The sequence below is a fragment of the Methylobacterium organophilum genome, from assembly GCF_022179465.1.
Taxonomy (GTDB): domain Bacteria; phylum Pseudomonadota; class Alphaproteobacteria; order Rhizobiales; family Beijerinckiaceae; genus Methylobacterium; species Methylobacterium organophilum.
Genome location: NZ_BPQV01000004.1, coordinates 203,375 through 217,634, shown reverse-complemented (window position 1 = coordinate 217,634; position 14,260 = coordinate 203,375). Strand labels below are relative to the sequence as shown.

Genomic DNA, 14,260 nt, shown 5'->3' with positions numbered 1-14,260 from the left:
GCCGCGGAACGGCGGGGCGGGGACGAGAACCGGATACGGAATCGCGCCTGATCGGTTTTCGCGTATACGATAATGAAAAATGATGCTTGAAAAAATACGAAACTGCGAAAAAATGCGAGAACCGAATCAATTTTCAGCGCGCAGACGCTGATATTCGGGAGGAGACGCTATGTTGATCCACCGCCGCCACCTTCTCGCGGCCGGTCTGGCCGCCCCTGCCCTGCTCAAGCTGGGCCTCGGCTCCGCCCGCGCGGCGACCACGCTGAAGATCTCGCACCAGTTTCCCGGCGGCTCGGCCGAGGAGGGCGATTTCCGCGACCGCATGTGCCGGAAATTCGCCGCCGCCCTCAAGGAGCGCTCCGGCGGCGCCCTCGACCTGCAGGTCTATCCCGGCTCCTCGCTGATGAAGACCAACGCGCAGTTCAGCGCCATCCGCAAGGGCGCCCTCGACATGACGCTCTACCCCTCGCCCTATGCCGGCGGCGAGGTGCCGGAGATGAATATCGGGCTGATGCCGGCCCTCGTCCCCTCCTACGCCCAGGCGGTGGCCTGGAAGAATGCGCCGGTGGGCCGCAAGCTGGTCGAGATCCTCGACGCCAAGGGCGTCATCCTGGTCTCCTGGGTCTGGCAGGCCGGCGGCGTGGCGAGCCGCGAGCGCCCGCTGCTCACCCCGGACGACGCCAAGGGCATGAAGGTCCGCGGCGGCTCCCGCGAGATGGACCTGATGATGAAGCAGGCCGGCGCGGCGACCCTCTCCCTGCCCTCCAACGAATCCTACGCCGCCATGCAGACCGGCGCCTGCGACGCGGTGCTGACCTCCTCCACCAGCCTGATCTCGTTCCGCCTGGAGGAGATCTCGAAGGCCCTGACCTCGGGGCGGGAGCGCTCCTACTGGTTCATGCTCGAGCCGATCATGATGTCGAAGATCGTGTTCTCCGGCCTGCCCAAGGACCAGCAGGACCTGATCATGGCGGTGGGCGCGGAGCTGGAGCCCTTCGGCCAGGACGGGGCCAAGGCCGACGACAGCAAGGTCGAGGAGGTGTTCGCCAAGGCCGGGGCCAAGGTCGTGCACATGGACGAGGCGACGCTGGGCAAATGGCGCGACATCGCCCGCGAGACCGCCTGGAAGGACTTCGCCAACAAGAACGCGAGCTGCGCCGAGCTCCTGAAACTCGCGGAGAAGGTCGCGTGAGCCACGCCTTCGATGCGGCCTCGGCCGCCGCCGAGCGGCCCGCGGCCGAGGTGCCGCGGATCCCCGGCCCCCTCGGCGTGATCGACCGGGCCACCCGCCGGCTCAACCACGCCATCCTGGTCTGCGGCGGCCTCGCCCTCGTCGGGGCCTGCCTCGTGCTCAGCTACTCGGTGCTGATCCGCTACGTCCTGCACGAGCCGACCGAGTGGCAGGACGAGACGGCGGTGTTCCTGATCGTGGGCGCGACCTTCCTCTCGGCGGCCGGGGTCCAGGCCAAGCGCGGGCACGTCGCCATCGAGGCGCTGACCGGGCTGCTGCCGGCCGCCGCCAACCGGATCCGGCTGCTCCTGGTCGACCTGGTCAGCCTCGCCTTCGTGGCCTTCTTCGCCTGGAAGAGCTGGAGCCTGTTCCACGAGGCCTGGGTCGACGGCCAGATCTCGCAATCGACCTGGGGGCCGCCGCTCTTCATTCCCTATCTGCTGATGGCGGCGGGCATGACCCTGCTCGGCCTGCAATTCGTCCTGCAGATCGCCGAGGCCCTGCTCTACGGGCCGGCCAGCGCCGGCCGGGCGCAGCCGAAGATCGGCATGGGCGCCGATCTCAACACGAACCGCGACGACGTCGCCCCCCTCGATCCCCACGCGCCCCCTTCGGCCCGCACCCCGGGAGCACCTCGATGAGCACCGCCGCGATCGGCTTCCTCTATGCCGGGGCGACGCTCACGGCGATGCTGTCGGGCATCCCCATCGCCTTTGCGCTCGGCTTCGTGGCGCTCGCCTTCATGTATGCGTTCATGCCCGCCGCCTCCCTCGATACGGTGGCGCAGAACGTCTACGAGGAGATGGCCTCGATCACCCTGCTCTCGATCCCGCTTTTCATCCTGAAGGGCGCCGCGATCGGGCGGAGCCGGGCCGGCCAGGACCTCTACTCGGCCATGCATGCCTGGATGCACCGCATCCCGGGGGGCCTCGGCATCGCCAACGTCTTCGCCTGCGCCCTGTTCGCGGCCATGGCGGGCTCCTCGCCGGCCACCTGCTCGGCCATCGGCTCGGCCGGCATCCCGGAGATGCGCAAGCGCGGCTACTCGCCGGGCTTCGCCGCCGGCATCATCGCGGCGGGCGGGACGCTGGGCATCCTGCTGCCGCCCTCGATCACCATGATCCTCTACGCGGTCGCGGCCGAGCAGTCGCTGGGGCGCCTGTTCCTCGCCGGAATCGGGCCGGGCTTCCTGCTGGTGGCGCTCTTCGCCGGCTGGTCGGTGTTCCGCTTCCGCTCGGAATTCGCGGCGGCCAAGCGGGCCTATGAGCGGGACGGCACGCAGCACCCGATCCTGAAGGAGGAGGCCTACAGCATGCGGGAGCGTTTCTCGACGCTGCCGCGGGTGCTGCCCTTCGTGATCCTGCTCACCGGCGTCATGGTCGCGCTCTATGGCGGTTACGCCACCCCGTCCGAGACGGCGGGCCTCGGCGGCCTCCTCGCCCTGGCGCTCATCGCGGTCATCTACGGTGTCTGGCGCTTCCGCGACCTCGACCCGATCCTGACCGCGACGCTCAGGGAATCGACCATGCTGATGCTGATCATCGGCATGTCGCTCCTCTACGCCTACGTGATGAGCTACCTCCACATCAGCCAGGCGGCGGCCCAGGCCATCGTGGCGATGCAGCTCTCGCCCTGGCTGCTCCTCGCCACCATCCTGGCGCTGGTGATCGCCCTGGGCTTCTTCCTGCCGCCGGTCTCGATCATCCTGATGACGGCGCCGATCATCCTGCCGCCGCTCAAGGCCGCCGGGTTCGACCTCGTCTGGTTCGGCGTGGTGATGACGATCACCATGGAGATGGGCCTGATCCACCCGCCGGTGGGGCTCAACATCTTCGTCATCAAGAACATCGCCCCGGACATCCCGCTCAAGGACATCATCTGGGGCACCCTGCCCTTCGTGATCCTGATGGGGATCGCGATCGTGCTGCTCTGCCTGGTGCCGGGCATCGCCCTCTGGCTGCCCGACCAGCTCCTGCCCTCGACCCGCTGAGCCGGACCGCGATGACGACGCCCCGCCGCGCCCCGATCCGATCGGAGGCGCGGCGGGTTTTTTCGGGTCCGCCGGGCGCGCCCTCAGCCCCCGACCAGGGCGCGCACCGTCAGGAAGAAGAGCGAGGGGCCGACGAGGCAGCCGATGCCGGTGTGGAAGGTGGCGGTGAGCGCCCCGTAGGGCACGAGCCGCGGGTCGGTGGCCGCGAGCCCGCCGGCCACCCCGCTCACCGTGCCCATCAGCCCACCATAGGCCATGGCCGAGCGCGGGTTGTCGAGGCCGATGAGGCGGGCGACCAGCGGCGTGCCGACCATCACCATCACCGCCTTGGTGACGCCGGTGGCGATGGAGAGCGCCATCACCGTCGAATCCGCCCCGATCGCCGCGCCGGTGACCGGGCCGACGATGTAGGTGACCGCGCCTGCGCCGATCGTCGTGATCGAGACCGCGTCGTGATAGCCGAAGGCGACCGCCGTGAGCGCCCCGACCACGAAGGGCAGCAGCGTGCCCAGCGCCAGGGCGAGGACGCCGAGCAGGCCGGCGCGGCGCGCCTCGACCACGTCCACCTCGAAGGCGGTGGCCACGATGGCGAAGTCGCGCAGCATCGCCCCGCCCATCAGGCCGATCCCGGCCAGGGCCGGGAGGTCGGCGACGCCCTTCTTGCCGCCCGTCTGGAGGCCGGCGAAATAGGCCAGGACCAGCCCGAGCACGATGGCGATGGCCGAGCCGTGCACCCGGCCCGCGGTGAGCCGCCTGGCGAGAACGTTCGAGAACAGCATCAGCGCGCCGACGACGGCGAAGGCCGCCACCAGGCTCTGCTCGACGAAGACGTGCTCGATGCCGTGCCAGATCGAAAGGTCCATGGCGCTCACCCCCTGCGGTCGTTGGCGATGACGGGGCCGGCGGCCGGAGCCGGCTCCGGCTCGCCGCCGATTACGGCGCCGCCGTGCCGGGCCTCGGCGCTCCAGCGGTCGTCCTCGGGCCGGCGCCCGATCCGGCTGATCAGGGCGACGCAGGCGAAGCACAGCACCAGCGAGCCCGTGGCGGCGATGATCACGATCGGGCCGCCGCTCACCGCGGCGACCACGTTCTGCTGCGCGGCCATCGCCACGACGATGGGGATGTACATGCTGGCCCAGAACTCGACGCCGGTGACGACGCCCTTGCCGAGACGGTCGTGCGTCTTGAGCCAGACCCGGGCGGCGATGAGCAGGATCATGGCCAGGCCGACGCCGCCGACATTGGCCTTCACGTGGAGCGCGGCCCCGAGCAGGTCGCCGAGATACACGCCGATCAGCGTGCAGGCCGCGAGCAGGGCGACACCGAGGATGGTCATGCCCGGCCCCCCCGCGCGGGGACGGCCCGCGCATCGGCGACAGGCTGGCGGAGAGGGGGCGCTGCGGCAGGGCGCATCGGACGATTCCTTCCTGTTTCGCCGTTATGGATCGGCTTCGTTGTCAGTATGCAGAATATTGACAAATCCGCAAACAAGAATACCAGTATCGGTCATGATGGCGATAACGGATACGTGATCTGCCATTCTCCGCCGATGCGGATACGGACGGGCGAAGGAAGCTTCCATGAGCGACTGGCGCGGGGAGAAACGGGCCCGGGAGGAGCGGATCGCGGCGGGCCGCCCCCACGCGACGGGCAAGGTCGTGGCCGCCGGGGCCGTGATCGACCTGCTCGAAGCGGTGCTGCGCCCCGGCGACCGGGTCTGCCTGGAGGGCGACAACCAGAAGCAGGCGGATTGCCTCGCCCGCGGGCTGGCGGCCTGCGACCCGGCCAAGATCCACGACCTGCACATGGTCCAGTCGGGCATCGTGCTGCCCGAGCATCTCGACGTGTTCGAGACGGGCATCGCCCGGCGCCTCGACTATTCCTATTCCGGCCCCCAGGGCGGGCGGATCGCGAGGATGCTCTATGGCGGGCAGATCGAGCTCGGCGCGGTGCACACCTATCTGGAGCTCTTCGCCCGCTACTTCGTCGACCTGACGCCCAACGTCGCCCTGATCGCCGGCGTCTCCGCCGACCGGGAGGGCAACCTGTATACGGGGCCGAATACCGAGGACACGCCGACGGTGGTGGAGGCGACCGCCTTCAAGAACGGCGTCGTGATCGCGCAGGTCAACGAGATCGTCGAGCGCGTGCCCCGGGTCGACATCCCCGGCGACCGGGTCGACTTCGTGGTCGCGGCCGACAAGCCCTTCTACGTGGAGCCGCTCTTCACCCGCGATCCCGCGGCGATGACCGAGACGCAGATCCTGATGGCCATGATGGCGATCAAGGGGATCTACGCCGAATACGGCATCCGCCGGCTCAACCACGGCATCGGCTTCGGCACGGCGGCGATCGAATTGCTGCTGCCGACCTATGGCGAGCGCCTCGGCCTGAAGGGAAAGATCGCCACCCACTGGGCGCTCAACCCGCACCCGACCCTGATCCCGGCGATCGAATCGGGCTGGGTCTCCCAGGTGCATTGCTTCGGCTCGGAAGTCGGCATGGACCGCTACATCCGCGAGCGGCCGGACGTGTTCTTCACCGGGGCGGACGGGTCCCTGCGCTCGAACCGCGCCTTCTGCCAGACCGCCGGCCTCTATGCCTGCGACCTCTTCATCGGCTCGACCCTGCAGATCGACCTGATGGGCCATTCCTCCACCGTCACGCAGAACCGGGTGGCCGGCTTCGGCGGCGCGCCGAACATGGGCTCGGACCCGCATGGCCGCCGCCATCCCTCCGACACCTGGATGAAGGCGGGCCGCGAGGCGCAGGGTGGCGGCGACCCGCTGCTGATGCGCGGGCGCAAGCTCGTGGTGCAGCTGGTCGAGACCTTCGGCGACAAGCTGGTCCCGACCTTCGTCGAGCGCCTCGACGCGATGGAGCTCGCGAAGAAGACCGGGCTCGAGCTCGCCCCCGTCATGGTCTATGCCGACGACGTCACCCACATCGTCACCGAGGAGGGCATCGCCAACCTCCTGCTCTGCCGCGACGCGGGCGAGCGCGAGCAGGCGATCCGCGGGGTGGCGGGCTATACCGAGATCGGCCGGGGCCGCGACCGGGCCAAGGTCGAGGCGCTGCGGTCCCGCGGCATCGTGCGCCGGCCGGAGGATCTCGGCATCGAGCCCCTCGACGCCGACCGCTCCCTGCTCGCCGCCAAGTCGATCAAGGACCTCGTGCACTGGTCGGGCGGCCTCTACGACCCGCCCGCGAAGTTCCGGAACTGGTGAGCCCGCCGCCTCCCCGTGCGGGGGAGGCGCGCCGGTCCCCGCGGAGATCCCCATGGAATCCCTGACCTTCCGCCACACCACGAAGACGCCGCTGCCCGGCTCGGTGCCGCACGCCATCACCGGCGTGGTCGCCTCCGGCAATCTGGAGATCCTGCTGGAGCGGGTGCTGCCGCCCGATGCCTGCGAGGTCGTGATCGAGACCCCGATCGCCGGCTACGGCGCGGTCTGGGAGGCGGTGGTGGCCGATTTCGTGGCCCGGACCCAGCCCGGCGGCCTGCGCATCAGCATCAATGACGGGGGCGCGCGCCCCGACACCGTGTCCCTGCGCCTGCTCCAGGGCGCCCGGCTGATGGAGGCCTGACATGGCCGCGAGCACCGATCCGAGCGCCCTGAGCTGGTACGAGGCGAGCGCCCGCCAGCGCGTCGCGGCGCTCACCGATCCCGGCAGCTTCGCCGAGATCCTCGGGCCGACCGAGCGGCGCATGAGCCCGCACCTGCCCCTCTTCGACCTGCCGCGGGCCTTCGACGACGGCATCGTGGTCGGCCGCGCCGCCCTCGCCGGCAAGCCGGTCCTCGTCGCCGCGCAGGAGGGCCGCTTCATGGGCGGCGCCTTCGGCGAGGTGCACGGCGCCAAGCTGATCGGGCTTCTCCGCGCGGCGTTGAGCGTGAAGCCCGCCGCCGTGCTGATCCTGTTCGACACCGGCGGCGTGCGCCTGCAGGAGGCCAATGCCGGCGAGACCGCCATTGCCGAGGCCATGCGGGCGATCGTGGCGGTGCGCGCCGCCGGCATCCCGGTGATCGGCCTGATCGGCGGCCGCGCCGGCTGCTACGGCGGCGGCGGCCTCATCGCCGGGACCTGCTCGCGGCTCGCCGTCTCCGAGAGCGGGCGCATCTCGGTCTCCGGGCCGGAGGTGATCGAGACCAACAGGGGCGCCGAGGAGTTCGATTCCCGCGACCGGGCGCTGGTCTGGCGCACCATGGGCGGCAAGCACCGCCGTCTCATCGGCGGGGCCGACGCCTTCGCCGAGGACAGCGTCGCCGCCTTCCGCGCCGCCGCCCTCGATCTGATCGCCCGCGCCCCCGCCTTCGACCTCGACACGCTGGAGGCCGAGCAGGCGCGGCTCGAAGCCCGGGTGGCGCGCTTCGGCGATTGCCGCGACGCCACGGAGGTCTGGGCGCGCCTCGGCGTCAACGATCCCGATGCCGTGCCGGCCATGACCGCAGCCGCCTTCGCGCAGACCGTGGCCCGCGTGCAGGAGGCCGACCATGACGCTCGCTGAGATCCTCGCGGCCCTCTTTCCCGAGGGCCATGCGGTGGTGGTCGCGGACGGCCTCGTCACGGGCCGCGGGCCCTTCGACGGGGCCGAGGCTGTGATCGTCGGCATCGACGGCGACACGCCCCTGGGCGTCGAGGGCGCGCTGGCGCTCTCCCGCGCCGTGCTCGACGCGGTGCGGGCCGGGGGCGGCGCGCCGATCCTGGTTCTGGTCGATTCCGACAGCCAGCGCATGAGCCGGCGCGACGAGCTGCTCGGCCTCAACGAATGCCTCGCCCATCTCGCCAAGGCGCTGCTGCTGGCCGACCGCTCCGGCCATCCGACCTTCGGCCTGATCTATGGCCACTCGGCCGCCGGCGCCTTCATCGCCACCGCCCTGGCCACCCGCGTGCTCGCCGCCCTGCCCGGGGCCAATCCGAGCGTGATGGATCTGCCTTCCGTCGCCCGGGTCACCAAGCTGCCGCTGGAGACGCTGGAGAACATGGCGAAGTCGACCCCGGTCTTCGCGCCGGGCCTCGACAACATGGTCGCCACCGGTGCCGTGCATGCGGTGCTCGATCCCGGCCAGCCCCTGGCGCCGCAGATCCGCACCCTGCTCGCGGATCTGCCCCGGGACGACATCCGCGACCGGCTCGGGGCCGAGCGGGGCGGGCGCCCCGTGGCGGAGGCGGTCGCCGCGCAGGTGGCGCGCGAGGCGCGGGGTGGCTGAGGCGCCGGCCTGCCGGCGCCACGACCTGGTCCGGGTCGTGCCGGCGGCCTGGGACGACCTCCTGCGCGCCCGGCCCGATCTCCACGGATCGGACCTCCTCGCCGGATGGGCGGAAGCGGGGCATCCGCTGATCGTGCGGCGCTACCATCCCGGCGAGGCGCGGGACGCGGTGCCCCTCGGCCTGCCGCTGCCTCCGTCCGCGGGCAAGCGCCGGATCGGCCTCGCCCTGCCGGTGGCGGTTCTGGCGCCCTGCCCGGCCCCGGAGCTCGCGGGGGTGACGGAGGTGGCGCCGGCCGCCTGGCGGGGCGCGCTCGCGGATCTCCTGCGGCTCGGCGAGCGCTTCGGGTTGAGGCCGCGCCCCTTCGGCAGCCTGCTCTGGCAGGCCCTGACTGGCCTGCCCTATCTGAGCGACGCCTCGGATCTCGACCTGCTCTGGCCCGTTTCCGGCCCGGTGCCGCCGGGCTTCCTCGCCGGCCTGTCCGCTTTGGCCGAGACGGCGCCGATGCGCCTCGACGGCGAGATCGTCTTCCCGGACGGCGCCGGGGTGCAGTGGCGCGAGCTTCTCCCGGGCACCGGCGAGGCGATCCTCAAATTCCTCGACCGGCTGGAACTGAGGCGTGTCGACGCCCTGCTGGCCACCGCCTCGGAGGAGCGGGCGGCATGAATGCGGCCCTCCCCCTCCGTTCTGTCCCTCCCCGCCCCCTGCCCTGCCGGGCAGAGGCCATCGCGGCGCAGGCGGTGGCGGCCTTGCGGCTCGAAGTCGCCACCTATCCGAAGCCCGGCCTCGTCAGCCACGTCGACAGCGGCAGCCACGACGACATGGACGCGGCGACCTTCGCCGCGAGCGCGGCGGCGTTGGAACCCTTCTTCGCGGATCTGGCCCGGGCCGGCGCGGAGGGGCGCGACATGGACCATCTGCGCGGAATCGGGCTCGCGGCGGAGGCCGCCATGCGGGCGGCGACGGGGGGCGTGAACACCCATCGCGGCGCGATCTTCGGCCTCGGCCTCCTCGTCTCCGCCGCCGGGGCGCTCGGGGCCGGGGCGAAGCCGCTCCCGCCGGGGTCGCTCGGGGCGCATGTCCGGGCGCGGCACGCGAAAAAGATCCTCGACGGGCCGGTGCTGCTGCATGCGCCGGGGGCCCGGGCGCGGCGGCGCCACGGCGTCGGCGGCGCGCCGGCGGAGGCGGCGGCGGGCTTTCCGACGCTCTATCGCGTCGGCCTGCCGGCCCTGCGGCGCGGCGCGCGGCTGCGGCCCGGCGACGCCGAGGCGGCCCGGGTCGAGGCCTGCCTCGCCCTGGTCGCGGCCCTGGAGGACACCAACCTGCTCCATCGCGGGGGCGCGGACGGCTATCGCTTCGCCCGGGCCGCGGCGGCCGCCTTCCTCGCCGGCGGCGGGGTGGGGCAGGCCGGCTGGCGCGGGGCGGCGGAAATGCTGCACCATGCCTTCGTCGCCCGCCGGCTGAGCCCGGGCGGGGCGGCGGACCTGCTGGCGATGAGCCTGTTCGTGCAGGGCCTCGAGGCCGCGGCATGACCCTGGCCGTGCTGCTCTCGGGCCAGGGCGGCCAGCATCCGGGCATGTTCGACCTCACGGCGGACCTGCCGGCGGCGCAGGCGGTGTTCCAGGCGGCCCGGCCGCTCCTCGGCGGCACCGACCCGCGCGACCTGGTGAAGGCCGCCGGCGCCGACCTGCATGGCAACCGCACCGGCCAGATCCTGTGCTGCGTCGCGGCGCTTGCCGGCTGGGCGCTGGTCGCCTCCGCGAAGCCCGGCCGCGCGGTGGTGGCCGGCTACAGCATCGGCGATCTCGCCGCCTGGGGCGTCGCCGGGCGGCTGGCGCCGGAGGATATCCTGCGCCTCGCGGCCGCCCGGGCCGAGGCGATGGATGCGGCCTCCGGCGAAGGCTTCGGCCTCGCGGGCATCCGCGGCCTCCGGCTCGACGCCCTCGAAGCTCTGGCGGCCCGGCATGGCGGCCATCTCGCGATCCGGAACGCAATCGACAGTGGTGTCGTCGGCGGGGCCCGGGCGGCCCTCGAAACGCTCTGCACGGAGGCGATCCAGGCCGGGGCGCAGCGCGCCGTGGTGCTGCCGGTGCACACCCCCTCGCACACGCCCCGGCTCGCGGCGGCGGCGGACGCGTTCCGCGCGGCGCTCGCGGAGGCGACGCCGCTGCGGCCGCCGCCGGGGGCGCCGCGGCTGATCGCCGGGCTCGACGGAGCGGCGGTGTTCGATGCCGCGGCCGGGCGGGACAAGCTCGCGGACCAGATCGCCCGGACCATCGACTGGGCGGCCTGCCTCGACGCCTGCCGGGAATTCGGCGCCGAGACGGTGCTCGAGCTGGGGCCGGGCCACGCCCTGGCGACCATGGCCCGGGATGCCCTCCCCGGCGCCCAGGTCCACGCCCTCGACGACTTCCGTTCCGCGGAGGGCCTCGTCCGCTGGGTCGCGGGCCGGGCGCAGGCCTGACCCACCGGAGATCCGGCGCCCGGCTTCGCAGGGGCAAGGGCCGGTGTTTCAACCCTCACACGAGATTGCCGAATGATCCCGAAATCCTTGCCGTATGCTCCCGTATGCCCTTGATATCTATGGCATAAATGTGACTTGACCGCCACGCGCGCGGACAACCTTCGCCGCGCCCGGCCGCGGAGGCCGAAATCCAAGCGTGACCATATTGTGCCGCACGGCCGAGTTGCGTCAGACAGGCCGAGGACAGCCGGAACAACAACGGCAACAACGAATCTCTTGGGTCGGGAATCTATGCGCGCGCTCCGTCGCAGCCTCATCGCCTCCGTTGCGCTCGTGCCGGGGGCTGCCCTGGCGCAGCCGGCCACAACGCTCGACGAGATCAGCGTCGTCGCGACCACCCCGGTCGGCGTGGCCGGCGCCGGCCTCGGGCCGCGCCTGGCGTCCGCCACCCAGCTCCCCACGGTGGCCGAGCCGCGGCTGCGCGGGGGCGCCCAGCCGCTCTACAAGATCCCGAGCACCGTCGAGACGGTGACGGCGGCCGATCTGGAGTTCGACCGGGCCACCTTCAACACCATCGAGACGCTCGGCCGGCGCGTGCCCGGCCTCAACCTCTCGGACTCGCAGGGCAACAACAACCGCATCGACATCAACTATCGCGGCTTCCAGGCCTCGCCGGTCACCGGCGTGCCGCAGGGGCTGGCCGTCTACCAGAACGGCGTGCGCATCAACGAGGCCTTCGGCGACACGGTCAATCTCGACCTGATCCCGCAGGTCGCGATCCAGCGCATCGACGTCGTCACCGGCAACCCGGTCTTCGGCCTCAACGCCCTGGGCGGCGCCATCAACATCCAGATGAAGAACGGCTTCACCTGGCAGGGCACCGAGATCTCGGCCCTGGGCGGCTCGGACGGCCGCATCGCCGGCTCGCTCCAGTACGGCACCATGATCGGCCCGTGGAGCTTCTACTTCGCCGGCGAGGGCCTGAACGACCGCGGCTGGCGCTACCAGAGCCCGAGCACGATCGGCCGCGTCTATGCCGATCTCGGCTACCGGACGCTCGACTCCGAGTTCCACCTCGTCGGCCAGCTCGCGCGTACCTATTTCGGCGCCGCCGCGGCCACGCCGGTCGACTTCACGCATACCGACGACCGGGCGATCTTCACCTACCCGCAGACCACCACCACGCAGCTGGGCACGATCCAGCTCACCGGCCGCGTCGACATCTCCCCGACCTGGGATCTCGCCGGCAACGCCTATTTCCGCCGCTTCAGCCAGAACTACGTCGACGGCAACGACGGCAACTTCGAGAATTGCAGCACGCGTTCGAGCTTCCGCGGGCGCCTCTGCTTCGAGGATGACGGCTTCGCCCCGGCCCCGGGCCAGTCGCAGCTCGACTTCCGGAACCAGTTCCTGATGCTCGGCCGCGGCACCGCCGCCAACGGCATCCCGTTCACGGCGGGCGTGCCCTACGGCACCATCGACATCACCAAGACCGAGGCGACCGGCTATGGCGGCTCGCTCCAGGCGGCCAACCGCGACAAGGTCTTCGGCTTCAACAACAGCTTCGTGGTCGGCGGCTCGATCGACGTCGCCAATTACAGCTTCAAGTCGTCGAGCACCCTCGGGGTGATCAATCCCGACCTGGCGGTGACCACCGATCCGAACAACCCCTATTACGGGTTCGTCCCGGGGCTGGGCACGCAGTTCCTGCGGACCGCCGCCGCCCTCGGCATCGCGCCGAGCTCGGTCCAGGGCTCCAACCTCTATATGGGCCTCTACACCTCCGACACGATCGACCTGACGGACGCCCTCTCGCTCACCGCCGGGGCGCGCCTCAACTTCGCGCGCATCTCCAGCGAGGATCAGACCGGCTTCTCGCCGGACGTGACGGGCACGCATTACTTCAACAAGATCAACCCGCTCGCGGGCCTGACCTACCGCTTCGCCCCCGAGCTGGCGCTCTACGGCGGCTATTCCGAATCGAACCGCGCCCCGACCCCGCTGGAGCTCGCCTGCGCCAATCCCGACCGGCCCTGCCTGCTGCCGAACTCCCTGGTCGCCGATCCGCCGCTCAAGCAGGTCACCGCCCAGACCTACGAGGTCGGCTTCCGCGGCTCGCTGGCGAACTTCTACGACGGCGGCCTGGTGAACTATAAGATCGGCGCCTTCCGCACCGACCTGACCAACGACATCCTGCAGCTCGCCACCCCCGGCAACGCGGCCCGCGGCTACTTCGTCAACGTTCCCGCCACCCGCCGCCAGGGGGTCGAGGTCAGCGCCGAGTACGTGTCCGACTGGCTGACGGTCTACGCGAACTACGCGCTGATCGATGCCACCTTCCGGTTCAACGGCACGCTCTCCTCGCCGAACAACCCGCTCTCGGACGACGGCGCCATCTTCGTCGTGCCGGGCAACAAGGTGCCGCTGATCCCGGATCACCAGTTCAAGGTCGGCTTCGACGTCGAGGTGCTGCCGCATTGGCGCGTCGGCATGGCCCTCCAGGCCTTCTCCTCGGCCTATTACCGGGGCGACGAGTCGAACCTGAACCCCAAGCTGCCCGCCTATTACGTGCTGAACCTGAACACGAGCTACCAGGTCAACAAGAACCTCCAGCTGTTCGGCTACGTGACCAACCTGACCAACAACCGCTACGCGACGTTCGGCACCTTCGCCGAGGCCGGTGCAGTGGCCGGCAACTACGTGATCAACGACCCGCGCACCACGACGCTGGCGCAGCCGCTCTCGGTCTATGGCGGCTTCCGCTACGCCTTCGACGTGCCGCCGCCCGCCCCGCCGGTGGAGCCGCTGGTCCGCAAGTTCTGAGAAACGGGCGCCGGCGAACCCGGCGCCTGCCACGACCCTCCGCCCGCGCGGCTCGTCTGATGGCGGGCCGCGCGTTTGCGTTTCGAGGGGGCTTCGGGTGGCGCGGCGCGTGACGGGCGGGATGGCCGCGCCGGGGGGGCGCTCGCCCGCCCGCAAAGTTTCGCCGCCGCACCTTCCCGGAGAGAGGGTGCTGGCGGCGTGTTTTCAGGTCCGGCGATATGCGCCCGGCGGGCGCCTCAGGCCTTCTCGGGGGCGGTCTCGTCCGGCTCGAAGAGCTGAACCGGATGGCCCGGCATGATTGTCGAGATCGCGTGCTTGTAGACGAGCTGCGAATGGCCGTCCCGGCGCAAAAGCACGCAGAAGTTGTCGAACCAGGTCACAACGCCCTGGAGCTTAACGCCGTTGACGAGGAAGATCGTCAGCGGGATCTTGTTCTTGCGAACATGGTTCAGGAACGTGTCCTGCAGGTTCTGAGCGCGTTCGCCCGCCATTTCTTGTTATCCTTGCACCAGCCGCCCGCCGGATCTGGCGGGTTCTTGTCGAT

At 71.1% G+C, this 14,260-nt stretch carries 14 protein-coding genes; 11 read left to right on the top strand and 3 right to left on the bottom strand.

The features are described 5' to 3' along the window. The first annotated feature begins 169 nt into the window (after positions 1–169). From dctP to MFF21_RS08470, 3 genes are read left to right on the top strand one after another with little or no spacing between them, the layout of a single operon-like run. Complete coding sequence (gene dctP / locus MFF21_RS08480) at positions 170–1,192, top strand: TRAP transporter substrate-binding protein DctP (protein ID WP_238310709.1); 1,023 nt, start codon at positions 170–172, stop codon at positions 1,190–1,192. Further along, complete coding sequence (locus MFF21_RS08475) at positions 1,189–1,872, top strand: TRAP transporter small permease (RefSeq protein WP_238310708.1); 684 nt, start codon at positions 1,189–1,191, stop codon at positions 1,870–1,872. The genes dctP and MFF21_RS08475 overlap by 4 nt, the downstream gene beginning before the upstream one ends. Continuing rightward, positions 1,869–3,221, top strand: a complete 1,353-nt coding sequence (locus tag MFF21_RS08470; RefSeq protein WP_238310707.1) for a TRAP transporter large permease — start codon at positions 1,869–1,871, stop codon at positions 3,219–3,221. Before MFF21_RS08475 ends, MFF21_RS08470 begins: the two co-directional genes overlap by 4 nt. 83 nt (positions 3,222–3,304) lie before the next feature. Here the strand turns inward: MFF21_RS08470 and madM are convergent, their stop codons facing one another. After that, complete coding sequence (gene madM, locus MFF21_RS08465; protein ID WP_238310915.1) at positions 3,305–4,072, bottom strand: malonate transporter subunit MadM; 768 nt, start codon at positions 4,070–4,072, stop codon at positions 3,305–3,307. 17 nt (positions 4,073–4,089) lie between these two features. Continuing rightward, entirely contained in the window at positions 4,090–4,557 is a 468-nt protein-coding gene (gene madL / locus MFF21_RS08460; protein ID WP_238310706.1) for a malonate transporter subunit MadL, read from the bottom strand. Positions 4,558–4,801: 244 nt separating this feature from the next. Here madL and mdcA point away from each other — a divergent pair, with 244 nt between their 5' ends. From mdcA to MFF21_RS08420, 8 genes are all read left to right on the top strand, one after another. Further along, on the top strand, positions 4,802–6,448 hold the full coding sequence (gene mdcA / locus MFF21_RS08455; protein ID WP_238310705.1) for a malonate decarboxylase subunit alpha: 1,647 nt from the start codon (positions 4,802–4,804) through the stop codon (positions 6,446–6,448). Positions 6,449–6,500: 52 nt separating this feature from the next. After that, a complete protein-coding gene (mdcC, locus tag MFF21_RS08450; protein ID WP_238310704.1) occupies positions 6,501–6,809 on the top strand; it encodes a malonate decarboxylase acyl carrier protein in 309 nt (102 codons plus the stop codon). Position 6,810: 1 nt separating this feature from the next. Next, positions 6,811–7,728, top strand: coding sequence for a biotin-independent malonate decarboxylase subunit beta (locus tag MFF21_RS08445; RefSeq protein WP_238310703.1), 918 nt, complete (start codon positions 6,811–6,813; stop codon positions 7,726–7,728). Beyond that, complete coding sequence (gene mdcE, locus MFF21_RS08440) at positions 7,715–8,431, top strand: biotin-independent malonate decarboxylase subunit gamma (RefSeq protein WP_238310702.1); 717 nt, start codon at positions 7,715–7,717, stop codon at positions 8,429–8,431. The genes MFF21_RS08445 and mdcE overlap by 14 nt, the downstream gene beginning before the upstream one ends. Beyond that, complete coding sequence (gene mdcG, locus MFF21_RS08435) at positions 8,424–9,095, top strand: malonate decarboxylase holo-[acyl-carrier-protein] synthase (RefSeq protein ID WP_238310701.1); 672 nt, start codon at positions 8,424–8,426, stop codon at positions 9,093–9,095. Before mdcE ends, mdcG begins: the two co-directional genes overlap by 8 nt. Continuing rightward, positions 9,092–9,961 (top strand): triphosphoribosyl-dephospho-CoA synthase MdcB, encoded by an 870-nt coding sequence (mdcB, locus tag MFF21_RS08430; protein WP_238310700.1) that lies wholly within the window; start codon positions 9,092–9,094, stop codon positions 9,959–9,961. The genes mdcG and mdcB overlap by 4 nt, the downstream gene beginning before the upstream one ends. Next, a complete protein-coding gene (locus MFF21_RS08425; RefSeq protein ID WP_238310699.1) occupies positions 9,958–10,893 on the top strand; it encodes an acyltransferase domain-containing protein in 936 nt (311 codons plus the stop codon). The genes mdcB and MFF21_RS08425 overlap by 4 nt, the downstream gene beginning before the upstream one ends. A 291-nt stretch (positions 10,894–11,184) precedes the next feature. Next, entirely contained in the window at positions 11,185–13,716 is a 2,532-nt protein-coding gene (locus MFF21_RS08420; protein WP_238310698.1) for a TonB-dependent receptor family protein, read from the top strand. 236 nt (positions 13,717–13,952) lie between these two features. On the opposite strand, the gene hfq is transcribed toward MFF21_RS08420, so the two are convergent. Continuing rightward, positions 13,953–14,207: an RNA chaperone Hfq gene (gene hfq / locus MFF21_RS08415; RefSeq protein WP_003600267.1), complete on the bottom strand. Its 255-nt coding sequence runs from the start codon at positions 14,205–14,207 to the stop codon at positions 13,953–13,955. Positions 14,208–14,260 lie beyond the last annotated feature (53 nt).

What these genes read in the sequence shown, in the direction of transcription:
- dctP (WP_238310709.1), top strand. Translation starts at nt 170, where the DNA reads ATGTTGATCCACCGCCGCCACCTTCTCGCGGCCGGTCTGGCCGCCCCT.
- MFF21_RS08470 (WP_238310707.1), top strand. Translation starts at nt 1,869, where the DNA reads ATGAGCACCGCCGCGATCGGCTTCCTCTATGCCGGGGCGACGCTCACG.
- madL (WP_238310706.1), bottom strand. Translation starts at nt 4,557, where the DNA reads ATGACCATCCTCGGTGTCGCCCTGCTCGCGGCCTGCACGCTGATCGGC.
- mdcA (WP_238310705.1), top strand. Translation starts at nt 4,802, where the DNA reads ATGAGCGACTGGCGCGGGGAGAAACGGGCCCGGGAGGAGCGGATCGCG.
- mdcC (WP_238310704.1), top strand. Translation starts at nt 6,501, where the DNA reads ATGGAATCCCTGACCTTCCGCCACACCACGAAGACGCCGCTGCCCGGC.
- MFF21_RS08445 (WP_238310703.1), top strand. Translation starts at nt 6,811, where the DNA reads ATGGCCGCGAGCACCGATCCGAGCGCCCTGAGCTGGTACGAGGCGAGC.
- mdcE (WP_238310702.1), top strand. Translation starts at nt 7,715, where the DNA reads ATGACGCTCGCTGAGATCCTCGCGGCCCTCTTTCCCGAGGGCCATGCG.
- mdcB (WP_238310700.1), top strand. Translation starts at nt 9,092, where the DNA reads ATGAATGCGGCCCTCCCCCTCCGTTCTGTCCCTCCCCGCCCCCTGCCC.
- MFF21_RS08425 (WP_238310699.1), top strand. Translation starts at nt 9,958, where the DNA reads ATGACCCTGGCCGTGCTGCTCTCGGGCCAGGGCGGCCAGCATCCGGGC.
- MFF21_RS08420 (WP_238310698.1), top strand. Translation starts at nt 11,185, where the DNA reads ATGCGCGCGCTCCGTCGCAGCCTCATCGCCTCCGTTGCGCTCGTGCCG.
- hfq (WP_003600267.1), bottom strand. Translation starts at nt 14,207, where the DNA reads ATGGCGGGCGAACGCGCTCAGAACCTGCAGGACACGTTCCTGAACCAT.